Origin of the sequence: Streptomyces sp. NPDC006544 (assembly GCF_040611715.1) — a bacterium.
Classification (GTDB): Bacteria; Actinomycetota; Actinomycetes; order Streptomycetales; family Streptomycetaceae; genus Streptomyces.
Genome location: NZ_JBEXOV010000026.1, coordinates 1 through 25,397, shown reverse-complemented (window position 1 = coordinate 25,397; position 25,397 = coordinate 1). Strand labels below are relative to the sequence as shown.

Genomic DNA, 25,397 nt, shown 5'->3' with positions numbered 1-25,397 from the left:
CTCGGCGACACGGCCCCCGCTGAGAGCGAGGTCCGGGAGCTCTCACGGGGTGTGCGCGGCACGGACCGGCGGGCGGGCCCGCGAGGAAGCGTGAAGAGAGGGGCCGTTTGTGCCGGGGTGGCCCGGGCAGACGCCGGGGCATGCTGGAACGCACGGATTCGACGACAGGGACCGTCACCACCAAGGTGCCGGCACGGCTGGACCGTCTGCCCTGGTCGCGATGGCACTGGATGATCGTGATCGGGCTGGGCACCGTATGGATCCTGGACGGTCTGGAAGTCACCGTCGTCGGAAGCATCGCGAGCCGGATCTCCGAAGACGGCAGCGGGCTCTCGATCACCGACGCCCAGGTCACCGGGACGGCGGCCGCCCTCTACGTGGCGGGTGCCTGCGCGGGCGCGCTGGTCTTCGGCCGGCTCACCGACCTGTACGGGCGCAAGAAGCTGTTCCTGATCACCCTCGGCGTCTACCTGGCGGCGACCGCCCTGACAGCGGTGTCCTTCTCCGCCTGGTGGTTCTTCCTCTTCCGCTTCCTCACCGGCTTCGGCATCGGCGGCGAGTACGCGGCGATCAACTCGGCGATCGACGAACTGATTCCGAGCCGGTTCCGCGGCCGCGTCGACCTGATCATCAACGGCAGCTTCTGGATCGGCGCCGTCGCGGGCGCCCTCCTGTCGGTCGTGGCCCTCAACACCGAGGTCTTCCCCGAGTCCGTGGGCTGGCGCCTGACGTTCGGTCTGGGCGTCGTGCTCGGGCTGGTCATCCTGCTGGTACGGCGCCACGTGCCGGAGAGTCCCCGGTGGATGATGATCCACGGCCGGGCCGAGGAGGCGGAGGAACTGGTCTCGGACGTGGAGCGGCAGGTGGAAGCGGAGAAGGGAATCCGCCTGCCGGAGCCGGAGGATGCCATCACCGTCACCCGGCACCACAGCATCGGCTTCGGTGAGATCGCGCGAACGGTCTTCCGGTCCTATCCGCGCCGCGCAGTCCTCGGCCTGTCCCTCTTCGTCGGCCAGGCCTTCCTCTACAACGCGATCACCTTCGGCTTCGGTTCCATCCTCGTCATCTTCTTCCACGTCTCCAGCGGGGTGACCGGCTACTACTTCGCGGTGATCGCCTTCCTGAACTTCCTCGGCCCGCTCCTGCTGGGGCGCCTGTTCGACACGGTCGGGAGACGGCCGATGATCGCGGGCACGTACATCCTGTCCGGCGTGCTGCTCTTCGGCACCGCGTGGCTCTTCGGCGCGGGAATGCTCAACGCCGTGACGATGACCGCGTGCTGGTGCGTGGTGCTCTTCTTCGCCTCCGCGGGAGCCAGCTCGGCCTACCTGACCGTCAGTGAGATCTTCCCGATGGAGACCCGGGCGATGGCGATCGCCTTCTTCTACGCCGTGGGCACCGCGGCGGGCGGCATTTCCGGTCCGCTGATCTTCGCGCACCTGACCGCCAGCGGAGTCGTGTCCGACGCGGTGCTCGCCTTCTGCATCGGTGCCTCGCTCATGGTGGCCGCCGGAGTGGTGGCCGTCTTCTACGCGGTCGCCGCCGAGGGCCGGTCCCTGGAGCAGATCGCCTCCCCGCTCTCCGCACGTCAACAGCACACTCCGAGGTGAACCACATGCACTGGGAATCCGAACCGCAACCCGATGGGCCCGGCCCCACTCCGGAGGGGCCCGATCCGGTGCCCCGCGATCCGGTACCCGCCGATCCCGGCCCGAAGCCCCGTGACCCCCGCCCGGCGCCGGACGAGCCCGCGCCCGGCGAACAGCCCCCGGTGCCCGAACCCCCCGACTGACGGCATGCCGGCCTCGCGCGGGCCGTAGGCCGTGCGCCGTCGCACCATGGGAAGGCCCGGCCGGAGGGAATCTCCGGCCGGGCCTTCGGGATGGTCAGGGCCGGGGGCGCTGCGGGCCGGGGTCCTCTTCGGGCGTCTCCCAGGAGCCCTGCCGGGCCTGTGCCTGTGGAGTCTGTTCGGCCGGCCGCGCCCCGGGGTCGCGGCGGCGCGCCGCGCGCCGTGCCCCGTACCAGAACGCGGCGATCAGGAGCGCTGCCACGATGACGCCGACAACGATCAGGAGCAGGGACGAGGAGCCCGAAGCTGCGAGGGCAGGTGAGGTGATCATGCCGACCGCCTACCCGGTTTCACGCGCGGTGCACGTGGGGCGTTCCCGCCCTGCTCCTGGCCCCCGTACGGGGTGGCACGGGGCGGGATCCCTCAGCCCCGAGGCCGGGCGTCCGGCTCCGGGGTCCGTTCCGCGCCGGGCTTCCGGGCCCGCTCGGCGTTGAACTGGGCGCCGGTGAGCAGGGCGAGGTTGGCGAGCCAGAGCCAGACGACGAAGACCACGATGCCGGCCAGCGAGCCGTAGAGCCGGCCGTAGGTGTCCAGTTGCGTGTACAGGGTGAAGAGCCCAGAGGCGGCCAGCCAGAGCAGGGCCGCCAGCACGCCCCCGGGCAGGCCCCGGCGGGTGCCCCGGCTCTGGGCCGGGCCGGTGCGGAAGAGCATCAGCACCAGCAGGGTGACCACCGCCAGCAACACCGGCCAGCGCAGGAGCGAGATGCCGTCGGCGCTGGCCCGGCCCGCGGTGTGGGCGACCCATCGGGCCAGCGGCCCGGACACGACCAGTCCCACGGCGCCTACGACGAGCAGGATCAGCAGCAACACGGCGTTCATGACCAGTGTGTGGGCGGCACGGAGCGCGGGACGCGTGTCCGGCACCCCGTGCATGGCGTGCAGGGCTCGGCGGAACACCGCCAGGTAGCTGCACGCCGACCACAGGGCGCTCAGCCCGCCACTGATCATCAGGGCCCATATCGACGAGTGTTCCGCCGCGAGGCCGCCGAGCGCGTCGCGCAGTACCTGCGCCGACTGCGGCGGCGCGTAGGAGGTGAGGTCGGCGGTCAGCCGGTCCCTCGTCGCACCGCCCAGCAGCCCCACGAGGGAGACCGCGATGACGAGCGCGGGAAGCAGCGCCAGCACGGCGTAGTAGGTCAGGGCGGCCGCGTGGTCGGCGAGATTGTCGGTCCAGACGCGGACGGCTGTACGCCGCAGCTCGGCGTGGGTGCGCGCCGCGAGGGAGGCGGTCGCCGGACGTGCTGGACGCGATGCGCCGCGGGAGAGGTCGGTCATGCCCCGCGCGTGCCCGAGGGGACCCGTGGGCATGCGCCGCGAGCAGGGCGGACACGGGAACGCCCTGCCCCGCGCCGCCGTGACGGACCGTCAACGGGGTGTGCGAACCCGCCCACCCCTCACGGCGTGCCGCGTACCGGACCCGTCGCAGGGTAGACGCCGCGCATGACATGGAGATACGCGCAGCGGCGCGCTGTGGAGCCCGTAGACGGTCCCGAACCCGCCCCCGGGGGGCGAGGGCGCGGAGCACATCCGGCGATCCGGGCCCTGGCCATGGTGGCCGCCTTCGTCGGGACGGTCCTGTTCAGCGTGGTCCTGGCCCGGCTCACCCTCGAACCGTCCGCCGCGTCGGCGGCCCTCGTGCACCCGAACCTCCGGCCCGGCCATTCGATCAGCGCGTATCTGGACGGGGCGTCGACGTTCGAGGCGGTACGCCAGCTGGGCGGCAACCTGGTGCTGGGCCTGCCGTTCGGTGTGCTCCTGCCCGTCCTCATGCCCCCGGCCCGAGGACTGCTGCGGGTCGGCGCCGTGACGGTCTGTCTGATGACGACGGTGGAGCTCATCCAGGGCGCCCTCGTCACGGGCCGCGTCTTCGACATCGACGACGTCATCCTCAACACGGCCGGAGCGCTCCTCGGCTACCTGCTGATCGGCCGGCGGCTGGGGCGGGCCGTGCATCCGCGCCGCAGGCACTGGTGGCACCGGTTCACTCGCCGGCACTCACCCGGGGTTCCGGCCGGTGCCGGGCCCGGACGGCGGGACCGGGCCGGGTCGGGGCCGCTGGCCCGGCGCGTGCCGGGACCGAGGCCGGAGCCCGAACCGAAGCAGAACCCGAAGCCGGAGCCGGGGTCGCTGACGAAACCCTGGTCGGTGACGAGGCTGACGTCGAAGTGGCCCCGGCGGAAGGCGGATTCCCGCGAGATGTGACTCGTGAGTACTGCACATCCGCCGATGACAACGGTGACTGTCGCCGCATCCTCCTGACGTGACACGGTCATGTCTGCCACCGACCGAGGGAGCAGGTGTGAACAAGGGGTACGCGGCTTACTGCGACGCCGACCGCTGGTTCTACGACGCGCCGTACCGGCGCGCCGGTGAGAGCTACCGGGCCGCGCTCGCCCCCGTCCCGCCGGGATGGCGCTCCCACACGAGCGGCGACTGGCTGGCGCTGCGTCCCGTCGACGCCGAACTGCCCGCTCAGGGCTGGAAGATCCACGTCTCGGCCACGCTCGACAACGCCGAGTCGCTGCTGACGAAGGTGTACGCGTACTGCACCGCCCGGCGCATCGCCTTCAAGTTCGTCCCGAGCCCGTACCTGCTGCACCTGCGCAACGCCAAGTACGCCGACCGCGCGGCGAGCGGGAAGTTCATCACCGTGTACCCGGCCGACGAGCAGCAGTGCCGCCGGATCGCGCAGGACCTCGACGCGGCCCTCGAGGGGGCGGCCGGCCCGTACGTCCTCAGCGATCTGCGCTGGGGAGCCGGGCCGGTCCACCTCCGCTACGGCAGCTTCACCCTGCGGCACTGCTACGACGACAACGGCGAGCTGGTCCCGGCGATCGAGGCTCCCGACGGGCGGCTCGTACCGGACCGCCGGGGGCCGGTCTTCCAGCCGCCCGAGTGGCTCGAACTGCCCGAGTTCCTGAAGCCGCACCTCGCGGCGCGCTCCGCGGACACCCTGACCGGCATCCCCTTCACGGTGGAACGGGCGCTGCACTTCTCCAACGGCGGCGGTGTCTACGTCGGCAAGGACACCCGCACCGGCGAGACCGTCGTGCTCAAGGAAGCCCGGCCCTACGCGGGCCTCGCCTCCGACGGAGCCGACGCCGTGACCCGGCTGCACCGGGAACAGGCCGCGCTGGAACGGCTCGAGGGCCTGGACTGCGTCCCGTCGGTCCTCGGCACGTTCGCGGTCGGCGACCACCGCTTCCTGGTGCTGGAACACCTCGCCGGCCAACCGCTCAACACGTACTTCGCCCGCCGCCACCCGCTGATCGAGGCCGACCCCGGCCCCGCCGAGCTCGCCGCGTACACCGAGTGGGCCCTCACGGTGCACCGTCGTGTCACCGAGGCCGTCGACGCCGTGCACGCCCGCGGCGTGGTCTTCAACGACCTGCACCTCTTCAACATCATGGTCGCGGAGGACGAGACCGGCGAACCCACCGTCTCGCTCCTGGACTTCGAAGCGGCCGCCCATGTGGACGAGGGACTGCGCCAGACCGTGGCCAACCCCGCCTTCGTCGCCCCGGCCGAGCGCCGCGGATTCTCCGTCGACCGCTACGCCCTCGCCTGCCTGCGGCTCGCCCTGTTCCTCCCGCTGACGAGCCTGCTCGTGCTCGACCGGGCCAAGGCCGCGCATCTGGCCGCCGTGATCGCCGAACAGTTCCCCGTACCACGGCAGTTCCTCGACGAGGCCGTCGAGGAGATCCTGTCCGGGGTCCCGCAGGGCGCACCGGGCGGGCAGCTGCCCGCCCCGGCCGGACCGTACCTGCCTGTCCGGCCGGGGGACTGGCCCGCCGCCCGTACGTCGATGACCGCGGCCCTGCGCGCGAGCGCCACCCCGGACCGCGAGGACCGCCTCGTCCCGGGCGACATCGCGCAGTTCGCGACCGCCGGCGGAGGCATCGGATTCGGGTACGGGATCGCGGGGGTCCTCCACGCGCTGGCCGAGACCGGCGCCGGACCCTGGCCCGAGGCCGAGGAATGGCTGCTCGACCGGACCGCGAAACCGCTGTCGGGTACCCCGCTCGGCTTCTACGACGGCCTCGCCGGGACGGCCTGGACGCTGCACCGGCTCGGACACCCCGGCCGGGCCCTCGACCTCGCTGACCAGCTGCTGCACCAGCCCTGGCAGAGCGCCGGCCCCGACCTGCACAGTGGCCTCGCCGGCATCGGCCTGGCCCTGGACGCGCTCGGCGCCGCCGCAGGCGAGGGCGAACTGCACGCCGCCGCCCTGCGCTGCGCCGAACTGGTCACCCGGCCGGAGCAGCACCCCGCCCGCGCGGGACTGCTGTACGGCAACTCCGGCCTCGCCCTGCTCCTCGTGCGGCTGTACGAGCGCACCGGCGACAAGGAGATGCTGGTCCAGGCCTCCCGGGCCCTCCACCGCGACCTCGACCGCTGCGTCACCAGCGCCTACGGCACCCTCCAGGTGAACGAGGGCTGGCGCACGATGCCGTACCTCGGCGAGGGCAGCGTCGGCATCGGCATGGTGCTCGACGACTGGCTGGAGCACGGCCCGGACGAGCGGTTCGAGCAGGCCCGGGTCGAGATCGTACGGGCGGCGCAGGCGACCTTCTACGCCCAGCCCGGGCTGATGCGCGGCGCCGCCGGAATGATCCTGCACCTGGCCCGGACCACCACGCCCGGACCGGGTACCGGCCCCGAGGCCATCGCCCGCCAGATCGACGCACTGGCCCGGCACGCCGTGCCGTACCAGGGGCATCTGGCCTTCCCGGGCGAGCAGATGATGCGGCTGTCCATGGATCTGTCCACGGGCACGGCCGGCACTCTCCTCGCCCTCGGCAGCGCGGCGCCCGGCGGGCGCGCGCACCTGCCGTTCCTCCCGCCGCTGCGCCACGGCGCGGCGGCCCACAAGCCGGCCCCGACCGGGGCCGTGACCCATCGCACCACTCGAAGGAAGAAGAGGAACCTGACATGACGCTTCTTGACCTGCAGTCGATGGAGACCCCGAAGGAAGAGACCACGGAGATGACGGGTGGCGGCAGCCGCGCGAGCCTGCTGCTCTGCGGCGACAGCAGCCTGAGCATCACGACCTGTAACTGATCAGGTCACCTCGGGCCCGGACGGTTCGCCGTCCGGGCCCGCACCACACCACTGGAGGCGTCCGCCGATGAGAGCCCCCGACGCGGAGGCCGACACCGCGCACGCGGCGGCCGTCGCGGGCGCCGCCGACCGGGCGCTCGTGGCAGCCGCCCGGCACAGCGGGGGCCGCACCGCCGCCGTCCTCGTCTGCACCGTGACCGCCGCCGCGGCGGCGCTCGCCGAACCCGCGGTCCTCGGCCACACCCTCGACCTGCTGCTCCGCCGGCATCCGTCCGGCCCCGCCTGGACCCTGCTGTGCGCCGCGGTCGTGGCGGCCGAAGTGGTCCTGGACGCCGCCGCCGCGCGGCTGACCGGAGAGGTGGACGGACGCTCCACCGCCCGGCTGCGCAGGCTCGGACTGGCGCGGCTGCTGCGTACGGCCCCGCACCACGCGGCCTGCCACGCACCGGGCGAGAGCGCCGCCCGGCTGACCGCGAACGCGGTGGAGGCCGGGAAGGTGCCGGCCGCCGTCGCCCACGCGGTCGCCGCTCTGCTGCCGCCGCTCGGCGCGGTGGCGGCCCTCTTCCTCATCGACCTGTGGACGGCGCTCGCCTTCCTCATGGGCGTTCCCCTCCTGGTGCTCCTGCTGCGGGCCTTCGCCCGCGACACCCTCACCAGCGTCGCCCGCTACCAGGAGGTCCAGCTCGCGACCGCCGGCCGCCTCGTGGAGGCGCTCGCGGGTGCCCGCACGATCGCCGCCGCCGGAACCGCGGACCGCGAACGCGCCCGGATCCTCGCGCGGTTGCCCGAGCTCGGCGCCGAGGGCCGGCGCATGTGGCAGGTCTACGGCGGCACGACGGCCCGCTCGGCGACGCTCATGCCGCTCCTCCTCTACGCGGTCCTCGCCGTCGGCGGCATCCGCCTGTCCGCCGGAGCCATCGGGGTCGGCGAACTCCTCGCCGCGTCGCGGTACGCGGGCCTCGCGGCCGGTGTCGGGGCCGTGACCGGAGGGCTGGCAGCCGTGGTCCGCGGCCGGGCCGCCGCCCGCAGGACCGCCGTCCTGCTGGCCCTGCCCGCACTGGACCACGGCCCCGCGGAGCTCCCGGAAGGCGGCCCCGGCACCCTGGAACTGCGCGGCGTCGGGGTCGTACGCGGCGGATCGACGGTCCTGCACGACATCAGCCTGGTGATCCGCGGAGGCACCACCGTGGCGGTCGTGGGCCGCTCGGGCGCCGGCAAGACGCTGTTCGCCGCCGTCGCCGGCCGGCTCACCGACCCCGACGCGGGCCAGGTGCTGCTGGACGGCGTGCCCCTGCGGGAGGTGACCGCCGAAGCGCTGCGGCGCGAGGTCGGGTACGCCTTCGACCGGCCGGTACTGCCCGGCGGGACGGTCGGCGGTGCGATCGCCTTCGGCTCGGGTCCGGACCCCGGCCGCGAGGCGATCCGCGCGGCGGCCCGCGCCGCGGGCGCGGAGGTGTTCGTACGGCACCTGCCCCACGGGTACGGCACGCGCCTCGCCGATGCGCCGATGTCCGGCGGTGAGGTGCAACGCCTCGGGCTCGCCCGGGCGTTCTGCCGGGCCGGCCGGCTCCTCGTGCTGGACGACGCCACCTCCAGCCTCGACACCGTCACGGCCCGCGAGGTCGAGCGGGCGCTCGCCCAGGAGGTCCGGCCGGGCACCCGGATCGTGATCGCGCACCGGCTCTCGTCCGCCGTCCGCGCCGACCGCGTCGTATGGCTGGAGGACGGACGGGTACGGGCGACCGGTACCCACGCCGTGCTGTGGCAGCACGAACCCGACTACCGGGCGGTGTTCGCCGCGGACGGGGAGGAGGGAGCCGACGCGCAGGGCCCGCCGGACGCGGTGACGGAGGTGGTGGTGGACGCGGCCGAGGTGTCGCAAGGAGCCGCGGAGGGGGGCGCCCCGCGGGGGGCCGCGGAGGCGGACGGGCGGCGGGTGCACCCGGGGCAGAAGGAGGCGGCGCGATGACCGAGGGCGAGACCTGGCGGAGGGTGGCCCCCGAGGGCCGGCGGTTCCTGCGGGGCCGCAAGAGCACGCTCGGACGGCTGGCCGCGTGGTCGCTCCTGGAGTCCGCGCACACGTTCCTCGGCGGCTACGGCGTGGCCCGCGCACTCGACGACGGGTTCCTCGCGGGCCACAGCGCCACCGGTCTCGCCTGGCTGGCCGCGGCCGGCGCCGGCGCACTGCTCGGCGGACTCGCGCTGCGCGGCGTGTTCGCCGAACTCGCGGACCTCGTGGAGCCGTTGCGGGACGGGCTGGTGCGGCGAGCGGTGCGACAGGCACTGGACCGGGCGGTCGGCGACCCGGCACGCGCGCCCGACACGGGCGCCGTGTCCCGCTTGACCCAGCAGACGGAAATGGCCCGGGACTCCTTCGCGGGGCTGGTCCTGACGGCGCGTTCGTTCGTGTTCACCGCCGTGGGAGCCTTCGCGGGCATGGCGGCCCTGGCCCCCGTGCTGCTGCTGGTCGTACTGCCCCCGCTGCTGCTGGGCACGGCCGCCTTCCTGGCCACGCTCCGCCCGATGGCATCCGTACAACGCCGCTCCCTGGACACCGACGAGGAGCTGTCGGACCGGCTCGGAGCGGCGGCGGAGGGGCTGCGCGACATCGTCGCCTGCGGAGGACAGGACGCGGTGGAAGCCGGGGTGGATCCCCTGATCGCCACCCAGGAACGGCTGGTGCGCCGCCTCGCGCACTGGACGGCCCTGCGCACCCTGGCCCTGGGGGCGGCGGGCCGGCTGCCGGTGATCGCCCTGCTCGCCGCAGCGCCCTGGCTCCTGGCGCGCGGGATCACCGCCGGCACGCTGGCCGGCGGCCTCACCTATCTGGTGCAGGCCCTGCTGCCCGCCCTCAACACCCTGATGGCGGCCGTGGGTTCGGCCGGAACCCGCCTGCTCGTGGTGCTCGAGCGCTTCTGCGGTCCGTGGCCGCCGGCCGAGGACGAGGCAAGCCCGACGAAGCCGCGGGCCCACGTCCGTACCGGCCGACCGGCCGCAGCGACCGCGATCGCCGTGTCGGCGACCACCACCGCAGTGACCACCACCGCAGCGACCGCGACCGGGGGAGCCGCGGCCGCGGCCGAACTCCGGGGCGTCACCTTCGCCTACGGTCCCGCCGCGGTCCCCGTCCTCGACACCCTGGACCTGGTGGTGCGGCCGGGGGAGCACCTCGCCGTCGTCGGGCCGAGCGGCATCGGCAAGTCCACGCTCACCGCGCTGCTCGCCGGGATGCTGTCCCCCGGCGCCGGGACGGTCCTCGTCGCGGGCGAGGCCGCACGCCGGGAACCGGGAGCCGCGGGCCCGGACCCGCGGCGGACCCTGCTGCCCCAGCAGGCGTACGTGTTCACCGGCACCGTGCGCGAGAACCTCACCCACCTGGCCGCCGCCCCGGGCGTCCCCGCGCCCGGGGACGCCCGGGTGCGGCGCGCCGTCAGCGGCCTGGGCCTGGAAGCACTCGTGGAACGCCTGGGCGGCCTCGACGGCGAGGTCTCCCCCCGGCTCCTGTCCCGGGGGGAGAGCCAGCACCTCGCGCTCGCCGCCGCCTACCTCTCACCGGCTCCGCTGCTCCTGCTCGACGAGGCCACCTGCCATCTGGACCCGCGCACCGAGGAGCGTGCCGAGCGCTTCCTCGCGGAGCGTCCCGGCACCCTCGTCGTCGTGGCCCACCGCATCTCCTCCGCGGCCCGGGCCGACCGGGTCCTCGTCCTCGACGGGACCCGCGCCGTGTGCGGCACCCACGCACAACTCCCGGACCGTTCTCCCCTGTACCGCGATCTGGTGGGAATGTGGGGCCCGACCGCCGACGAATGACGCGGCGGCGGTGGCCGCCCGGAGCGGGCGGCCCGTCGTGGTCCCCGAGGCCGTCGTGGCCGCCGCGGCTGTCGTGGTCCCCGAGCTTGTCGTGCCCGGCCGCGGCGGCCGCCGCTCAGACCCAGCCCGCCCGCCGGGATATCCGGATCGCGTCGATGAGGTTGCGCGCCTCCGTCTTGCGGGTCGCCGCGGCCATGTAGTTGCGTACCGTCCCCTTGGCCAGGTGCAGCGTGCAGGCGATCTCGGCGATGGAATCGCCCTCGGCGGCCCGCGCCAGCACGCTGAGCTCCCGGTTGCTCAGCGGCGCCGGGTCCGCCTCCATGAAGGCGGAGGCCAGCGAGGCGTCGATGAACTTCTCCCCGGCGGCGAGCTGGCGCACCGCCCGGACGAGCCGTCCGGGCGAGCCGCCCTTGTCGACGTACCCGCGGGCCTCGGCCCGGAAGGCCCGGTGCAGCGTCCCGGGCGCGCTCACCGAGGCGAGTACCAGGACCGGTGACGGGGACGCGAGGACCTGGTGGTCCGCGTCCCCGCCGCAGCCCAGCGCGGCCGCGGTACCCGGACAGTCGAGGTCGACGACGGTCACGTCCGGTCGTAACGATTCCGCCTGGCGGACCGCGGTCCGCCAGCCCGCCGACGTGACCTCGAAGGGTCCCTCCGATCTCAGGAGCGCGGCGAGTGCGGACCGGACCAGACTGACGCTGTGAAGGACGAGGACCTTCGTCATCGTGTGCTCTCCTCGGTAGACGGACCAACGACATCACCCGGGTGCCCCGGTACGGGGATGATGGAACGTCACTGCGGGGGCGCGAAGGGGCGCACGGGCAACGTTGGCCGAGATGCCCACGCAACCGCGCATCCGATAGGCGGGTAACCCCCTTGAAGAGGAGCCCCGTCCTGCCCTGGCAGCACCTCTGCGGTGCGGTCCGCCCCCGGACCCGGCCGGCCCCGCTCGACGCGGCGTCCCCGGGGGCGGGGCGCGCGCCGCTGTGTCAGCTCCCTCCCACTGGGCAGGCGCGTGAAGCCCGTGCCGCCTACATCCTTTGGGGAGCCATGAACAGCGCCCTTCTCGTGCCGACCGTCCTGGGAGGTGCGGTCCTGCTGACCGTCGCGGCCGGCTGGGCCGTCGACCTGCTGCTGCGCCGAGCCGAGGCACGACACCCGGAAACCTCCCTGTGGAAGCTGATGCGCCACTGCCGCTGGGCCCTGCAGATCGTGCTGCTGGCCGCGCTGCTCCGGGGCTCCTACCGGCAGACCGCATGGCCTCCGATGGAGGAGCACGAGGCGGCGGTCGGCCGGATCCTTTCGCTCGCCCTGATCGGCGCGGGGGCCTGGCTGGTCGTGGCGGTGACCTCCGCCGTCGTGGAGTCGGGCTACGCCCGCTACGCCACCGGTACCCGGGACCCCGCACGGGTGCGGCGGGTCCGGACCCAGGTGACCCTGATCATGCGGGTCGTGACGGTCGTCGTGGCCGTCGTCGCGGTCGCCGCGATGCTGCTGAACTTCCCGAGCTTCCGCGCGCTCGGCACGTCCCTGCTGGCCTCGGCCGGGATCATCGGCATCGTGGCCGGCGTCGCGGCCCAGTCCACCCTCGGCAACGTCTTCGCCGGCTTCCAGATCGCCTTCGGTGACATGGTGCGCATCGGGGACACGGTCGTGGTCGCGGGGGAGTGGGGAGTGGTCGAGGACGTCACCCTCACCTTCCTCACCGTACGCACCTGGGACGAGCGACGGATCACCATGCCCGTCTCGTACTTCACCACCCGCCCGTTCGAGAACTGGTCCCGTGGCGGTGTCCAGATGACCGGCAGCGTCTTCGTCCACTGCGATCACAGTGCGCCCGTGGACCTCCTGCGGGACAAGGTCCAGGAGATCCTGCACAACTGCCGGGAGTGGGACGGCCGCGGCTGGGACCTCGCCGTCACGGAGGCGACCGCCTCCACCATCGTGGTGCGGGCCATCGTCACGGCCAAGGACGCCGACGACCTGTGGACGGTCCGCTGCGCAGTACGGGAGCAGCTGATCGCCTGGCTGGCGGAGAAGCACCCGGACGCGCTGCCGCGCATCCTGCTGGGCGCGGCCCCCGGCGCGCAGGACGAGGGCGCGGGGGACAGGCGGTGACGGGATCCGCCGGACCCGGCACGGCACCGGGCTCCGTACCGTGGACCGTGGACCGTGGACGGCTTCCGCGGCCGGTGCTGGGGCCGGTGAGCGGGCCTAGTGGTGTCGGGTGAGCGACCGCACGAGGACGACCAGCGCGAAGGCCATGACGAGCAGGTGCACCCAGGCGGGGCCGGGCGTCGACGACAGGGACAGTGAGGTGAACTGATGAGAGGTCATGTAGCGCTCCTGCCCGCGCCGGCCGGATCGACGCGCCGCCCGTGCCCGCCGCGTACCCCGGGGCGGTGGCGTACGGCCGTCACGGCCACCGCCGCGGTGAGGACGACCAGGCCGCCCAGCCGGAGGATCACGTCGTAGGCCTCTTCGGGCGACCGCTGCGGCGTCATCGCGGAGATCCCCGCCGCCGCCCCGGCCAGCGCGATCGCACCCAGCGTGACCAGGAACGTCAGCAGTACGCCCGATGCCTCGCCCGCTCTGGCCGGTGCGACGATCTGCTGGGTCGCCACGCTGGAGAAGGTCCAGCCGAGCCCCAGGCCCAGGCCGCACCACGCGAACACCGGCACGTACAGCCACCAGGCCGTGACCTGGGTCAGCGCGTACATCCCGGTGCCCGCGCAGGCCCCCGCCAGCGCCATCACCGCGGTCGGCCGCATGTGCGGGGCCAGCCGCGCGCCGAGCGGCCCGCTGAGCGCCACCAGGAGGGCCGGGGCCAGGAAGACCGTGCCGGCCAGGAGCGGCGAGAGCCCGCGTACGCCCTGGAGGTAGAGGGTGGAGAGGAAGACGGTGACGCCGTAGCCCATGTTCGAGAGCGAACCCATGCCGGTCACCAGGACGTACGGGACGTTGCGGAACAGCCGCAGATCGATCAGCGGGTGCCGGGCCAGCCGCTCCCGGACCAGGAAGAGGCCGCCGGCCACCACGGCCACCGCGAAGAGGACCAGGACCCGCGTGCTGTTCCAGCCCCACGCGTCCCCTCGCTCCACGGCCAGGGTCAGGGAGGCCAGCGAGGAGACGAGCAGGGCGCAGCCGAGGAGATCGAGCTCGCGCGACGCCGACGGGTCGCGCGAGTCCGGGACGTACACGAGAGCGGTGAGCACCGAGAGCAGGCTCAGCGGCACCATCAGCCAGAAGATCCAGCGCCAGCCGGGTCCCTCGGTGAAGCCGCCGCCCACGAAGGGCCCGAGGGCGGTCCCGATGTTGGCGACGCCGAACACGGCGCCCAGGGCCTTCGCGCGGGTCCGCTCGGGAAAGGTGTTGGTGATCACGGCCACGGCCACCGGGAAGACGAACGCCGCGCCCACCCCCTGGGCGATCCGCGCCGCCACCAGCGGACCGAGGCCCGGGGCCAGCGCGCACCCGACGGAGCCGGCCGTGAAAAGCGCGGTCCCGGCCAGCAGGGTGCCCCGCCGTCCGAAGACGTCCCCCACCCGGCCGCCGATGACGAAGAAGCATCCGATCGCGAGCATGTACGAGGACAGCGTCCACTGCGCGGCCGAGACCGTGACGCCGAGTTCCTCCGCGATACCGGGAAGGGCGAGATTGAGGGCGAAGAAGTCGAGCTGCACGCAGAACAGGGCGAGGGCGACGGCGACGAAGGCCCCCGCCCGCGCCGCCGGAGACCCAGCGCGCATGAGAGCGTTCCTCTCAGCTGAAGCCGTGAAGCCGTGAAGCCGTCGGGCGCTTGCCCCCGTCCCATTGTGGAGCGGGCTCCCCCGGCCCGCAGTGCGGGCCCCGCCCCGGCGAGCCGGCCTCGCCGCCGCGCGCCCACGGCCTACACGTCCGATTTCCGCCAGCCGTGGCGCGGAGCCGCCGCCGACACTGGCCCCATGACCGCATACACGCCCCTCCCCATCCCCTCCGCCGCGCTCCGAGAACTCCGTGACCTCGACGACGCCGGGCGGCCGATGCAGCCGTCCACCGCGCGTGAGGACGGCGTACCGCTCGACTGCGTGGGCAGCCCGCTGCGCTGCTGCCTGCGCTCCGTCGTCCCCGGTGACCGGGTCGCCCTCGTCTCCTACGCACCGCTGCGCCGCTGGGCGACGGCGACCGGGGCCGAGCCGGGGGCCTACGACGAGTCGGGCCCGGTGTTCATCCACGCCGACGACTGCGGAGGGCCGCGGGGCACCGGTGGCTACCCGTTCGCCCGGCCCGGGGCCCTGCGGACCCTCCGGCGCTACGACGCCCAGGGCCGCATCGTCGGGGGCCGGCTCTTCGAGATCCCCGAAGCGGCCGAGGCCGGGTTCGACACGGTCTTCGCGGAGGCGTTCGCGGAGCCGGAGGTGGCGCTGGTCCACGTCCGGGCGCTGGAGTACGGCTGCTTCCAGTTCGAGGTGCGCCGGCCCTAGCGCGAGGCGCGCGCCTGCCGCGCCAGGGGACCCGTCCCGGAGCCGCCCTGCGACTCGCCGGGAACGGCCCGCGGCCGTAGGGAACTTCGGCGGCGGCACCGGGGAAGCCGCTCCCGATCGGTGAGGGTCCGTCGGGGAACCGGACCCGCGGCATCGGCGGGGGACACCGTCCAGCTCGTCCGCGCAACGGACCCGCGCACACCCCGTACGGGGCTCCGCCGATGCGGCGGGGCCCCGTACGGCGTTGTCCGGGTGGGCCGGACGCAGGCGTCGCGCGGGGCATCCGGCCGCCGCTCCCCATGTGCTGCCTCGGCCCCGCTCGTTGCGGGGAGGCTATCGTGACCTGGGGCCGGATCAGCAGCTTCCTCGGCGGCGATCCGTTGCGGACCCGGCGGTACCCCGAGCGATGAGGAGGACCCGATGAGCACGGCCGACGCGGGACGGCAGTGGCCGGACGAGGTCAGCGTCGACAACGCGAGGACGACGCTGCTGCATCTGCTCGCGCGGGCCGGGATCCCTCCCGGCGACGCGCGGGAACTGATCGGGCTCCTGGAGGCGGGCGCGCTGGGCCTCGCGCACGAGGAGCTGAGCGCGGGCGGCCGGAGCGTGCCGGGGGACAAGGGCGAGGCGTACGAGGCGGGCTGGCTCGACGGCACCGCGGACATCCTGGAGGAGCTCGGCGCCGTCGCCGAGCGGACCCTCCTGCGGGTCGTGAGCACGGACGAGCAGGAGGGCCCGGCGGGGGAGCGTCCGCGGGCCGGACGCATGGAGGTCGAGCGGGCGAAGGTGGCGCTCACGCCGCTGTACCTGTCGTTCACCGTCGTCTCGGAGCTGGACCCGGAGGTCACCGAGGAGGTCCTCACCGCCGTCCTCGGCACGATGAGCCCCCGCCAGCGCGCGGGATACGCCGGGCGGCTGACGGCGTTCGCCACGGCCCACCGGGCCCGGCTCGAGCGGCTGTTCGCGCGGTTCGGTCCCGACAGCGCCATCACGGTCCACGGCCGCTTCTCGCTCGTGCACTCCGTCACGAGCATCGCCGTACTGGAGCGGCTCGCCGCCGCGCCGCAGGCGCTGCGCGAGGAGTGGGACGCCGCGGAGCTGCCGCCCGCGTGGCTGGACGGGCTGACCACCGCCTGGAACGCCCCGGCCTGAACGGCCGGGTGCCCCGGGCGCCCCACCCGATGCGGACGCCGCGCCGGGTGGAGCGGTGACGCTACTTGCTGACCGCGGTGTGCGCGCTCTCGGTCGCGGGCCCCGACGCGTCCCGCAGCGCGAGCCGCCGCGGCCGGGGAGCGGGGATGAGGGCGGCGACGGCCCCGGACACCAGGGCGAAGGCGCCGCCCATCAGCAGGCCGGTCCGGAAGCCGGCTTCGGAGATGAAGGTGACGCCGCCCACCGTGGTGGTCATCTGGGCCAGGACGACTCCGACGACGGCGGCCCCGACGGAGGTGCCCAGGGAGCGCATCAGGGCGTTGAAGCCGTTGGCGGCGCCCGTCTCCGCGAGCGGCACCGCGCTCATCACGAGGGCGGGCATGGCGCCGTAGGCGAGGGCGACACCACAGTTGATGACCATGGCCGCGACCATCAGGCCGGGAGCCGTCGAGGACAGGAGGAGCGCGGCTCCGTAACCCGCGGCCAGGACCAGCGCTCCGCAGACGAGGGTGACCTTCGGACCGCGCGCGTTGGAGAGCTTGCCGCCGAGCGGGGAGACGACCATCATCATCAGTCCGCCGGGGAGCATCCACAGCCCGGCCGCCAGCATGGACTGGCCCAGGCCGTACCCGGTGGCCGCGGGGAACTGGAGCAACTGCGGGACGACCAGCATGCTCGCGTACATGCCGAACCCGATGAAGACCGATGCGAGGTTGGTCAGCAGCACGCGGGGGCGGACCGTGGTGCGCAGGTCCACCAGCGGGTCGGTGGTGCGCCACTCGAACCACCCCCAGGCGGCCAGGACGAGGACGGCGGAGGTGATCAGGCCGAGGGCGGTGGGCGAGCCCCAGCCCCAGTCGGAGCCCTTCGACACGAAGAGCAGCAGGCAGACCAGGCCCACCGCGAGGCCAAGGGCCCCGACCGCGTCGAAGCGCTGGCCCTTGCCGCCGGCGGGGATGTCCGGGACGAAGGCCACGATCATGACGGCGACGGCGGCCGCGAGAGCCGCGGCCCCCCAGAACAGGAAGCGCCAACTGGTGTACTGCGCGACGGCCGCGGAGAGCGGCAGGCCGATGCCGCCGCCTATGCCCATGGAGGCGCTCACCAGGGCGATGGAGGAGCTGAGCTTCTCGGCGGGGAGGACGTCGCGGAGAAGCGCGATGCCCAGGGGGATCATGCCCATGCCGATGCCCTGCAGGCCGCGCCCGGCGATCATCGGGACGACGCTGCTCGACAGGGCGCACACCACCGATCCGGCGATCAGCGGCACGCAGCAGGCCAGGAGCATGCGGCGCTTGCCGAGCATGTCGCCCAGGCGCCCGCTGATGGGGACGCACACGCCCGCGACCAGGAGCGTGGCGGTGACGACCCAGGCCGCGTTGGAGTGGGACGTGTGGAGGATGTTCGGCAGGTCGGCCAGCAGCGGGGTGACCAGGGTCTGCATCACGGCCGCGGTGACCCCCGCGAGTGCGAGCGTCGCGATCACCTTGCCGGTGTGGGGGGCGGCCGTGGATGGCTGTGGCATGGAACGTCCTAGAGGCGTAGGGCGGGGCCCGGCCGGCCGGACGGCACGGAGCACACGGGGCAGGGGGAGGGGACTGACCGGCGGCGAGGGGGGTACGCGATCGATGCACACCACAATCGGTAGTTAACTATCAGTTCGTCGCGGGCCGCGTGTCAACCGGATCCGGGGGCCGGCTATCGGTTGCTAGTGTCGGCAGCGTGCCGAACGACTCCCCCAAACCCCTGCGCGCCGACGCCGCACGCAATGTCGAGAAGATCGTCAGGGCGGCTCGGGACGTATATGCCGAGGTGGGGCCCGATGCGCCGCTCGACGAGATCGCCCGGCGGGCCGGTGTGGGGATCGCGACGCTCTTCCGCCGCTTCCCCGACAAGGCCGCCCTCCTTCGAGCCGTTCTCGACCAGCAGTTCACCCAGGACGTCCTGCCCGCCATCGACCGGGCGCTCGCCGACGAGGATCCCCGGCACGGTCTGACCGTCGTGATCGAGGCCGCCCTGACCTCGGCGGCCGACGAGCACCACGTGCTCACGGCGGCCCGGAACGCGGGCGTCTTCTCCGCGGAGACCGGTGCCCGCTTCTTCGACGCGCTCGACCCCCTGGTGGCACGCGGCCAGCGGGCCGGGGTGATCCGCGGGGACCTCGTGCCCGACGACCTGAAGAGGATCATGAGCATGCTCGTGAGCGTGCTGTGGACCATGGATCCGGCCGAGGACGGCTGGCGGCGCTACATGACCCTGGTCCTGGACGGTCTGAATCCCAGTGCGGCCAGCCCCCTGCCCCGTCCCGCGCCCCCGCTCCTGCGCAGGCCGCAGTCCTGACGAGACCCACGGGGAGGGGGCGCGGCGGCTGGGGAGAGAGCACAGCGGGTGACGACGGCGCCGCCACCCGCCCTCGCTCCTACGGCTCAGGCCACCCCGCGCTCGCCGGTCTCGGATGCGTCCGCGGGACGGGGTTCGCGCCACATGGGCCAGACGGCCGGGCCGCCCCGCGGAAGCCGGAGTTCGCCGGTGACCCGGAAGCCCAGACCTTCGTAGAAGGGGACGTTGGCGGCCTTGCTGGACTCGAGGTACGCGGGCTGCCCGAGCCGGTCGCAGTCCGCCAGCTGCTGGAGCAGCAACGCCGTACCGACCCCCGTCCCCTGAAGCCCCGGATCCGTCCCCACGGTCGGCAGGTACCAGTGCGGCGTTCCCGGATGGGCCTCGGTCATGGCGTTCTCCACCTCCCCGGCCCGCGGCAGCCCACGGAGGCCGAAAACGCGCGCGTACTGGGGGAGCGCCGCCAGCTCCTGCACCGCGGAGGCCTTCCAGCGCCCCGGCCGCGTCCACAGCGCGGCCGCCAGCAGCCGCCCTTCGGCGGTCGCGGCGACCCTGACACCGCCGGCGCGGGGCCGCTGCCGCCGCTGGGCCAGCCTGAAGTAGCGGGCGATCCGGCGTTCCCGGTCGGAGGCGTCGGGGATCATCCACGCCATGACCGGGTCGTCGGCGAAGGCGCTGGCCAGGAGCGCGGCGACCGCCCCCGACTCGGCGGGCCGGGCGCACCGGATCCCGTACCCGGCGAACGGCAGCGCTGGACGTGTGCTCATGAGGCCACGGTAGGCAACGGGAGCGCCCCGCACCCGCCGGGCGCGAGGGACGGCGCCGCACGCGCCGCACGGACACCCGCGGGCGAACGCGCCCCCGTGCGTCGGCCGGCCGCCCTCCCACTGGTGGATCCGCCCCGCGGGCAGGGTACGGACGCCGGCCGGCCGAACCGTCCGCCCGGGTGAATCCGCGGTCCGCGTGGCGATGAGTACGGGCTGCGGGGCCGGTCTACATTGCAGACCCACCGCCCCGGAGGAGCGCCAGATGACCGAAACGACGAATCTCGACCTCGGACCCCAGACCCGGATCGTGGCCCGTCTCGCGGCGGACGTCCCCGACGCCCGCCTCGCGGACCGGACGCCCTGTCCCGACTACACGGTGGGCGACCTGCTCGCTCACCTCACAGGCCTCGCCGTCGCCTTTCGCGACGCCGCGCGCAAGGATCTCGGCCCCACGACGAACACGGCGCCCGGTTCGGCCGCGCCCTCCCTGCCCGTCTCGTGGCGCGACGAACTGCCCCGGGTCCTCGGCGAACTGGCCGAGGCCTGGAAGGACCCGGCCGCCTGGACCGGCATGACCCGCGCGGGCGGCGTGGACCTGCCCGGCGAGATCGCCGCCGCGGTGGCCGCCGACGAGCTGCTGGTGCACGGCTGGGACCTGGCGCGCGCCACCGGCCAGGAGTACGCACCCGATCAGGCCGCGCTGCGCGCCTCGTACCGGTTCCTGCTGGCGGCCGCCGAGGACGAGAGCCGCGGCGGGGGGATCTTCGGACCCGTCGTACCCGTACCGGACGACGCCCCGCTGCTCGACCGGGCCATCGGGCTGAGCGGTCGCGATCCGGGCTGGACGCCGCCGATGTCAGCGTGACGAGACGGTCCGAGGGCGGCGCCCAGGGGGAGGAGCGGTGGCCGGCGCGGACCAGGCGACCCGGGTCGCTCGAGATGACCGCTCCGCGGGCGGGTGGGAGAATTTATTGCCCAGGGGGCGCGTGCGTCTGCGCGCCCCGCCCCCCGCACAGGACAGCAGGTCACATCATGGCCAAGCAGGCGAAGCCGTCCCGGCCCTCCGACGGCGAGGGCGTGAGTCGGCACAAGGGAACCAAGCAGCACGGCTGGTCTCCGGACGTCGACGAGACCGAGCAGCAGGCAAACCCGAGCGCCCACCGCTCCTTCCATCCGGACACCTACGCCCCCGCCAAGGGGCCCGGTAGGACGGTCTCCAAGGAAGAACGGGGCAATCCTCACGGCACCCCCTCCAAGAGCGTGAGCAGCCGCGGGGAGGACCACGCCAAGGGAGCCGGGGACGACGACGTGCGCGACCTCGGGCCGCGCGGCCGCTCGCAGCGCCCCAGCGGAACCAAGGACGCCTCCGCGACGACCGGGGTGGACCCCCAGGACCCGCCCGGCACGCGCAGCGCCGGATAGCGCCGGCCGCGCGGGGCGGCGGGGACCACCGTGCCCGCCGCCCCCCGCTCCGCCCCGTGGCGTGCGAGTGAGCGTGCGAGGGGGCGAGCCGCTCGGACGGCCGGGGGCGGTCAGGCCGCCGGATGGGCCGCGCCTCAGCAGATGCGCGGAAGCTGCTCCCCGATCGGCAGGTCGACCACGCGGGTGCCGCCGAGGCCGGTCCGGGCCACCACCAGGCCGGGGTGGGCCTCCACCGCCTCGCCGATCACCGCCGCGTGCCGGCCGAGCGGGTGGGCGCGCATGGCCGCGAGTACGGCCTCCGCGTGCTCGCGGGGTACGAACGCCACGAGCTTGCCCTCGTTGGCCACGTAGAGCGGGTCGAGGCCGAGGATCGCGCAGGCGTTCGCGACGGGTACGGGGACGGGGACGCGGCCCTCCTGGAGGACGACGCCCGCCCCGGACGCCGCCGCGATCTCGTTGAGCGAGGCGGCCAGTCCGCCCCGGGTCGGGTCGCGCAGGACGTGCAGGTCCGGGGTGACCTCCAGCATGGCCCGTACGAGGCCGCCGAGCGGGGCGCAGTCGCTCTCGATGTCCACCCCGAACTCCAGGCCTTCGCGGACGCTCATGATCGCCACTCCGTGGAGGCCGATCTCCCCGCTGACGATCACCACGTCGCCGGGTACGACCCGCTGCGGCCGCAGGTCGACGCCCTGGGGGATGATCCCGATGCCCGCCGTGTTGATGTAGATCCCGTCCCCGTGACCGGCCTCGACGACCTTGGTGTCGCCGGTCGCCACCTCGACCCCGGCCGCCCGGGCGGCGCTGCCCAGGGCCTCGGCCACGCGGGCCACCACGGACAGTTCCACGCCTTCCTCGAGGATGAACCCGCAGGACAGGTAGGCGGCTTGCGCTCCGCTCATGGCCAGGTCGTTGACCGTGCCGTTGACGGCGAGGTCGCCGATGCTTCCGCCGGGGAAGAACAGGGGGCGCACCACGTAGGAGTCGGTCGAGAAGGCCAGCCGCACCCCGCCCAGCGTGAGCGCCGCCGCATCGCCGAGCTGGGCCAGTACCGGGCCGCCGAACGCCGGCGCGAAGAGGTGTTCGACCAGCTCGGCGGAGAGCGCGCCGCCCCCGCCGTGGCCCATCACCACCCGGGGGCGGTCGCGCAGCGGCGCGGGGCAGGTCCAGCCGGTGATGTCGAGGGTCGTGTCAGACAACGGGGCTCGCCTCCAGCGGCGCGTCGACGGTGGCGGCCGGCTCCGCCGTACCGGCCGCACGGGCGGTACGGGCCGGCGTGATCTCCAGGCGCCGGTAGAGGTAGTAGGCGGCGCACGCCCCCTCGCTGGAGACCATCGTGGCGCCGAGCGGGTTGCGCGGCGTGCAGGTGGTGCCGAAGGCCTCGCACTCGTGTGGTTTCAGGAGCCCCTGGAGCACTTCGCCGCTGCGGCATTCGGCCGGCTCGCACGTGGTGATGCCGGTCACCGAGAAGCGATGCTCGGCGTCGAAGTCCCGGTAGCGGGACGACAGCCGCCACCCGCTGTCGGGGATCACCCCGATGCCCCGCCAGGCCCGGTCGGTGACCTCGAAGACGTCCTCCAGCATGGCGAGCGCCGCCGGGTTCCCCTCCGGGCGCACCGCGCGGGCGTAGGCGTTGTCCACGGTGTGCTCGCCGCGTTCCAGTTGCCGCACGGCCCGGCGTACGCCTTCCAGGATGTCCAGCGGCTCGAAGCCGGTGACCACGATCGGGACGCGGTGGCGCGCGGCGAGCTCCGGGTACTCGCCCGTGCCCATGACGCTGCACACGTGCCCGGCGGCCAGGAAACCCTGGACGCGGCAGCTCGGCGATCGCATGATCGCCTCGATCGCCGGGGGAACGCGGACGTGGGACACCAGCAGACTGAAGTTGCGGATGCCCAGCTTCTTGGCCTGATACACCGTCATGGCGTTCGGCGGGGCAGTGGTCTCGAAGCCGATGCCGAAGAACACCACCTCGCGCTCCGGGTTCTGCTGGGCGATCCGCAGGGCGTCGAGCGGGGAGTAGACGACCCGTACGTCACCGCCCTCGCTGCGCACGTGGAACAGGTCGCGCCCGGTTCCGGGCACGCGCAGCATGTCTCCGAAGGAGCAGAAGATGACGCCGGGGCGGGAGGCGATCTCCAGGGCCTTGTCGATGACCTCCAGGGGGGTGACGCAGACCGGACACCCCGGCCCGTGAATCAACTCCACCATGTCCGGCAGGAGTTGGTCGATGCCGTGCCGGATGATGGTGTGGGTCTGGCCGCCGCACACCTCCATCAGCGCCCAGGGCCGGGTCACCGTGGCGTGGATGTCGTCCAGCAGCCGGCGCGCGAGCTCGGGATCTTGGAATTCGTCGATGTACTTCACGGCCGAGCCGCCTCCTTCACTTCGTCCTCGGAGTCGTCGGCGAAGGGCCACGGCGCCCCGCCGGCCTCCGCGGCCTGCTCCCACGGATCACCGAACTCCTCCTGGAGCATTCCCAGTTCCGCGAAGAGCTCCAAGGTCTGCCTGGCCGACGCCTCGTCCAGCCGCTGCAGTGCGAAGCCGACGTGGACGATCGCGTACTCGCCGACCCGGAGGTCCGGCAGGTACTCCAGGCACACCTCCTTGACCACCCCGCCGAAGTCGACGGTGGCCATGCGGGTGCCGTCCTTCTCTCCGATGTCAATCACTCTGCCGGGTACCGCCAGGCACATGGGCTTCTCCTTGCTGTGGGTGTCCCGTCGTGCGGGGAGGGCCGGCCGCGACCGCGGCCGCCACCATGAGCTGGCCGAGGGCCAGACCGCCGTCGTTCGGGGGGACGACGTGATGCCGGAGTACGGTGAAGCCGTGTCCGCGCAGGCGTCGGGCGCAGGACGAGGACAGCAGGGTGTTCGCGAAGACCCCGCCGGTCAGTGCGACGGTCTCCAGCCCGTACCGCTCCCGCGCCAGGACGCACAGATCGGCGACGAGTCCGGCGACGCCGGAATGGAAACGTGCCGCGATCGCGGAGGGCGGCGTGTCCGCGCGCACGTCGGCCACGACGGCGGCCAGGACGGGCGCCGGATCGGCGACGACCGGACCTCCGGCGCCGGGAGCCGGCGCGCGCAGGGCGAACCGGTAACCCCCGCCCGCCTCCTCGCCGTCTCCCGGTCCCGCTCCCGCACCGCGCGCCGCGTACTCCAGCTCGATCGCTGCCTGGGCCTCGTACCCCGCGTGGTGGCAGACGCCGGCCAGTGAGGACACGGCGTCGAAGAGCCGCCCCATGCTCGACGTCTGGACGCAGTTCAGGTTCCGGTCCAACTGGCTTCGCAGGACCCGCAGTTCATCGGGCGGGCAGGCCGCCGCGCACGGCAGGTCCGGATCCCAGTCGAGACCGGCGGCCCGAAGGTGCGCCAGGGCCATCCGGTACGGCCGGCGGACCGCTGCGTCGCCGCCCGCCAGCGGTACGTACGCGAGGTGCGCGAAGCGGCTGAATCCGGCGTAGTCGGCGAGGAGGACCTCGCCTCCCCACACGGCCCCGTCGTCCCCGTGGCCGGTGCCGTCGAACGCGATGCCGATGACGCGCCGACGCCCGTCCAGCCCGTGCTCGGCCATCACGGACGCGACGTGCGCGTGATGGTGCTGTACGCGCACCAGCGGCCGGTCGCCCGCGTGCCTCCCGGCCCACTGCGCGGACCGGTACCGGGGGTGCCGGTCGGCGGCGAGCAGCCGGGGCGAGACGCCGGTGACGGACTCCAGCTGCCGCTCGGCGCGCTCGAACGCGTACTGCGTCGCCAGGTCGTCCATGTCGCCGATGTGGGCGGACAGCCAGGCCCGGCGCCCCTCACCGAGACAGAAGGCGTTCTTCAGGTCCCCCCCGACCGAGAGGGCCGGCGGGACGTCCAGCGGAAGGCGGAGGGGCAGCGGGGTGTAGCCACGGGAGCGGCGGACGGTCAGCGGCTCACCGTCACACACCCGGACCACCGAGTCGTCGCACGGGACGTGGATCGGGCGGTCGTGGGTCAGCCAGGCATCGGCGAGCCCGGCGAGCCGCTCCAGAGCCTCGGCGTCATCGGTGACGATGGGCTCGCCCGAGAGGTTTCCGCTGGTCATGACCAGGACCCGGGGCCCGGGCGGATCTCCCGGAAGCCCGAGCAGCAGATGGTGCAGAGGACTGTACGGGAGCATCACCCCGAGGTCCGCACTGCCCGGAGCCACGTCGGCGGCCGGGCCCGCGGCGCCCGCGCGGCGGCGCATCAGGACGATGGGCCGCTCCCTGCCCGTGAGCAGGCTCCGCTCCTCGGGACCGACGTGGACCAGTTCCTCGACGGCGGGGAGATCACGCGCCATCAGGGCGAACGGCTTGTCCCCGCGGGCCTTGCGGCGGCGCAGCTCCCGGACGGCGCCGGCGTCGGCGGCGTCACAGGCGAGGTGGTAGCCGCCGATGCCCTTGACGGCGAGGATCGCCCCCGCGCCCAGCAGCCGCCGGGCGCCGGCCACCGGGTCGGCGCGCCCTGGCCCTCTACAAGGCGGAGAGCGCCACCACCGAGCCGGGGGAGACGGCGGAACTCGCCGAGC

22 protein-coding genes and 1 pseudogene are annotated in these 25,397 nt (G+C 74.0%); 12 read left to right on the top strand and 11 right to left on the bottom strand.

Annotated elements, in window-relative coordinates; all coding sequences use genetic code 11:
* Positions 1-140 precede the first annotated feature (140 nt).
* On the top strand, positions 141-1,610 hold the full coding sequence (locus tag ABZY44_RS15015; RefSeq protein ID WP_356653686.1) for an MFS transporter: 1,470 nt from the start codon (positions 141-143) through the stop codon (positions 1,608-1,610).
* Positions 1,611-1,886: 276 nt separating this feature from the next.
* Here ABZY44_RS15015 and ABZY44_RS15010 read toward each other — a convergent pair whose 3' ends face one another.
* Entirely contained in the window at positions 1,887-2,120 is a 234-nt protein-coding gene (locus ABZY44_RS15010; RefSeq protein ID WP_356653684.1) for a DUF6479 family protein, read from the bottom strand.
* 92 nt (positions 2,121-2,212) lie between these two features.
* Positions 2,213-3,124, bottom strand: coding sequence for a YihY/virulence factor BrkB family protein (locus tag ABZY44_RS15005; protein WP_356653682.1), 912 nt, complete (start codon positions 3,122-3,124; stop codon positions 2,213-2,215).
* A 165-nt stretch (positions 3,125-3,289) separates the two neighbouring features.
* Between ABZY44_RS15005 and ABZY44_RS15000 the strand changes: the two are divergent.
* The 5 genes and pseudogenes from ABZY44_RS15000 to ABZY44_RS14980 all read left to right on the top strand — a co-directional run.
* Positions 3,290-3,814 (top strand): annotated as a pseudogene (locus tag ABZY44_RS15000) (VanZ family protein); the annotation flags it as partial.
* 334 nt (positions 3,815-4,148) lie between these two features.
* Positions 4,149-6,785: a class III lanthionine synthetase LanKC gene (gene lanKC, locus ABZY44_RS14995; RefSeq protein WP_356653680.1), complete on the top strand. Its 2,637-nt coding sequence runs from the start codon at positions 4,149-4,151 to the stop codon at positions 6,783-6,785.
* Positions 6,782-6,910, top strand: a complete 129-nt coding sequence (locus tag ABZY44_RS14990) for a SapB/AmfS family lanthipeptide (RefSeq protein ID WP_327308514.1) — start codon at positions 6,782-6,784, stop codon at positions 6,908-6,910. The genes lanKC and ABZY44_RS14990 overlap by 4 nt, the downstream gene beginning before the upstream one ends.
* A 67-nt stretch (positions 6,911-6,977) precedes the next feature.
* Complete coding sequence (locus ABZY44_RS14985) at positions 6,978-8,879, top strand: ABC transporter ATP-binding protein (protein ID WP_356653678.1); 1,902 nt, start codon at positions 6,978-6,980, stop codon at positions 8,877-8,879.
* Positions 8,876-10,720, top strand: coding sequence for an ABC transporter ATP-binding protein (locus ABZY44_RS14980; RefSeq protein ID WP_356653676.1), 1,845 nt, complete (start codon positions 8,876-8,878; stop codon positions 10,718-10,720). Before ABZY44_RS14985 ends, ABZY44_RS14980 begins: the two co-directional genes overlap by 4 nt.
* Positions 10,721-10,835: 115 nt before the next feature.
* Here ABZY44_RS14980 and ABZY44_RS14975 read toward each other — a convergent pair whose 3' ends face one another.
* Complete coding sequence (locus ABZY44_RS14975) at positions 10,836-11,444, bottom strand: response regulator transcription factor (RefSeq protein ID WP_356653674.1); 609 nt, start codon at positions 11,442-11,444, stop codon at positions 10,836-10,838.
* Positions 11,445-11,770: 326 nt separating this feature from the next.
* Between ABZY44_RS14975 and ABZY44_RS14970 the strand changes: the two genes are divergently transcribed.
* The gene (locus tag ABZY44_RS14970; protein WP_356653672.1) at positions 11,771-12,838 is read left to right on the top strand and encodes a mechanosensitive ion channel domain-containing protein; all 1,068 of its coding nucleotides are present in this window, start codon (positions 11,771-11,773) and stop codon (positions 12,836-12,838) included.
* A gap of 96 nt (positions 12,839-12,934) precedes the next feature.
* Here ABZY44_RS14970 and ABZY44_RS14965 read toward each other — a convergent pair whose 3' ends face one another.
* Entirely contained in the window at positions 12,935-13,057 is a 123-nt protein-coding gene (locus ABZY44_RS14965; RefSeq protein ID WP_356653670.1) for a hypothetical protein, read from the bottom strand.
* On the bottom strand, positions 13,054-14,469 hold the full coding sequence (locus ABZY44_RS14960) for an MFS transporter (RefSeq protein ID WP_356653668.1): 1,416 nt from the start codon (positions 14,467-14,469) through the stop codon (positions 13,054-13,056). Before ABZY44_RS14960 ends, ABZY44_RS14965 begins: the two co-directional genes overlap by 4 nt.
* A 195-nt stretch (positions 14,470-14,664) precedes the next feature.
* Here ABZY44_RS14960 and ABZY44_RS14955 point away from each other — a divergent pair, with 195 nt between their 5' ends.
* Positions 14,665-15,183 (top strand): DUF1203 domain-containing protein, encoded by a 519-nt coding sequence (locus ABZY44_RS14955; protein ID WP_356653666.1) that lies wholly within the window; start codon positions 14,665-14,667, stop codon positions 15,181-15,183.
* 420 nt (positions 15,184-15,603) lie between these two features.
* A complete protein-coding gene (locus ABZY44_RS14950) occupies positions 15,604-16,335 on the top strand; it encodes a hypothetical protein (protein WP_356653664.1) in 732 nt (243 codons plus the stop codon).
* Between the two features lie 61 nt (positions 16,336-16,396).
* Here ABZY44_RS14950 and ABZY44_RS14945 read toward each other — a convergent pair whose 3' ends face one another.
* Complete coding sequence (locus tag ABZY44_RS14945; RefSeq protein ID WP_356653662.1) at positions 16,397-17,860, bottom strand: MFS transporter; 1,464 nt, start codon at positions 17,858-17,860, stop codon at positions 16,397-16,399.
* Between the two features lie 197 nt (positions 17,861-18,057).
* Here ABZY44_RS14945 and ABZY44_RS14940 point away from each other — a divergent pair, with 197 nt between their 5' ends.
* Positions 18,058-18,675: a TetR/AcrR family transcriptional regulator gene (locus tag ABZY44_RS14940; RefSeq protein ID WP_356653660.1), complete on the top strand. Its 618-nt coding sequence runs from the start codon at positions 18,058-18,060 to the stop codon at positions 18,673-18,675.
* An 86-nt stretch (positions 18,676-18,761) separates the two neighbouring features.
* Here the strand turns inward: ABZY44_RS14940 and ABZY44_RS14935 are convergent, their stop codons facing one another.
* Positions 18,762-19,439, bottom strand: coding sequence for a GNAT family N-acetyltransferase (locus ABZY44_RS14935; protein ID WP_356653658.1), 678 nt, complete (start codon positions 19,437-19,439; stop codon positions 18,762-18,764).
* A gap of 262 nt (positions 19,440-19,701) precedes the next feature.
* Here ABZY44_RS14935 and ABZY44_RS14930 point away from each other — a divergent pair, with 262 nt between their 5' ends.
* Both ABZY44_RS14930 and ABZY44_RS14925 read left to right on the top strand, forming a co-directional pair.
* On the top strand, positions 19,702-20,304 hold the full coding sequence (locus ABZY44_RS14930; protein ID WP_356653656.1) for a TIGR03086 family metal-binding protein: 603 nt from the start codon (positions 19,702-19,704) through the stop codon (positions 20,302-20,304).
* Positions 20,305-20,471: 167 nt separating this feature from the next.
* Complete coding sequence (locus tag ABZY44_RS14925) at positions 20,472-20,861, top strand: hypothetical protein (protein ID WP_356653654.1); 390 nt, start codon at positions 20,472-20,474, stop codon at positions 20,859-20,861.
* Between the two features lie 134 nt (positions 20,862-20,995).
* On the opposite strand, the gene hypE is transcribed toward ABZY44_RS14925, so the two are convergent.
* From hypE to hypF, 4 genes are all read right to left on the bottom strand, one after another.
* The gene (gene hypE / locus ABZY44_RS14920) at positions 20,996-22,057 is read right to left on the bottom strand and encodes a hydrogenase expression/formation protein HypE (protein ID WP_356653652.1); all 1,062 of its coding nucleotides are present in this window, start codon (positions 22,055-22,057) and stop codon (positions 20,996-20,998) included.
* Positions 22,050-23,225, bottom strand: coding sequence for a hydrogenase formation protein HypD (hypD, locus tag ABZY44_RS14915; protein WP_356653650.1), 1,176 nt, complete (start codon positions 23,223-23,225; stop codon positions 22,050-22,052). The genes hypE and hypD overlap by 8 nt, the downstream gene beginning before the upstream one ends.
* Positions 23,222-23,554 carry a HypC/HybG/HupF family hydrogenase formation chaperone gene (locus ABZY44_RS14910; RefSeq protein ID WP_356653648.1) on the bottom strand — a complete coding sequence of 111 codons (333 nt, stop codon included), beginning with the start codon at positions 23,552-23,554 and terminating at the stop codon, positions 23,222-23,224. The genes hypD and ABZY44_RS14910 overlap by 4 nt, the downstream gene beginning before the upstream one ends.
* The coding region (gene hypF, locus ABZY44_RS14905; protein WP_356653646.1) for a carbamoyltransferase HypF at positions 23,523-25,397 on the bottom strand (1,875 nt) is incomplete at its 5' end. The genes ABZY44_RS14910 and hypF, both read right to left, overlap by 32 nt.

What these genes read in the sequence shown, in the direction of transcription:
- ABZY44_RS15015 (WP_356653686.1), top strand. Translation starts at nt 141, where the DNA reads ATGCTGGAACGCACGGATTCGACGACAGGGACCGTCACCACCAAGGTG.
- ABZY44_RS15010 (WP_356653684.1), bottom strand. Translation starts at nt 2,120, where the DNA reads ATGATCACCTCACCTGCCCTCGCAGCTTCGGGCTCCTCGTCCCTGCTC.
- ABZY44_RS15005 (WP_356653682.1), bottom strand. Translation starts at nt 3,124, where the DNA reads ATGACCGACCTCTCCCGCGGCGCATCGCGTCCAGCACGTCCGGCGACC.
- ABZY44_RS14990 (WP_327308514.1), top strand. Translation starts at nt 6,782, where the DNA reads ATGACGCTTCTTGACCTGCAGTCGATGGAGACCCCGAAGGAAGAGACC.
- ABZY44_RS14985 (WP_356653678.1), top strand. Translation starts at nt 6,978, where the DNA reads ATGAGAGCCCCCGACGCGGAGGCCGACACCGCGCACGCGGCGGCCGTC.
- ABZY44_RS14980 (WP_356653676.1), top strand. Translation starts at nt 8,876, where the DNA reads ATGACCGAGGGCGAGACCTGGCGGAGGGTGGCCCCCGAGGGCCGGCGG.
- ABZY44_RS14975 (WP_356653674.1), bottom strand. Translation starts at nt 11,444, where the DNA reads ATGACGAAGGTCCTCGTCCTTCACAGCGTCAGTCTGGTCCGGTCCGCA.
- ABZY44_RS14970 (WP_356653672.1), top strand. Translation starts at nt 11,771, where the DNA reads ATGAACAGCGCCCTTCTCGTGCCGACCGTCCTGGGAGGTGCGGTCCTG.
- ABZY44_RS14965 (WP_356653670.1), bottom strand. Translation starts at nt 13,057, where the DNA reads ATGACCTCTCATCAGTTCACCTCACTGTCCCTGTCGTCGACGCCCGGC.
- ABZY44_RS14960 (WP_356653668.1), bottom strand. Translation starts at nt 14,469, where the DNA reads ATGCGCGCTGGGTCTCCGGCGGCGCGGGCGGGGGCCTTCGTCGCCGTC.
- ABZY44_RS14955 (WP_356653666.1), top strand. Translation starts at nt 14,665, where the DNA reads ATGACCGCATACACGCCCCTCCCCATCCCCTCCGCCGCGCTCCGAGAA.
- ABZY44_RS14950 (WP_356653664.1), top strand. Translation starts at nt 15,604, where the DNA reads ATGAGCACGGCCGACGCGGGACGGCAGTGGCCGGACGAGGTCAGCGTC.
- ABZY44_RS14945 (WP_356653662.1), bottom strand. Translation starts at nt 17,860, where the DNA reads ATGCCACAGCCATCCACGGCCGCCCCCCACACCGGCAAGGTGATCGCG.
- ABZY44_RS14935 (WP_356653658.1), bottom strand. Translation starts at nt 19,439, where the DNA reads ATGAGCACACGTCCAGCGCTGCCGTTCGCCGGGTACGGGATCCGGTGC.
- ABZY44_RS14930 (WP_356653656.1), top strand. Translation starts at nt 19,702, where the DNA reads ATGACCGAAACGACGAATCTCGACCTCGGACCCCAGACCCGGATCGTG.
- ABZY44_RS14925 (WP_356653654.1), top strand. Translation starts at nt 20,472, where the DNA reads ATGGCCAAGCAGGCGAAGCCGTCCCGGCCCTCCGACGGCGAGGGCGTG.
- ABZY44_RS14910 (WP_356653648.1), bottom strand. Translation starts at nt 23,554, where the DNA reads ATGTGCCTGGCGGTACCCGGCAGAGTGATTGACATCGGAGAGAAGGAC.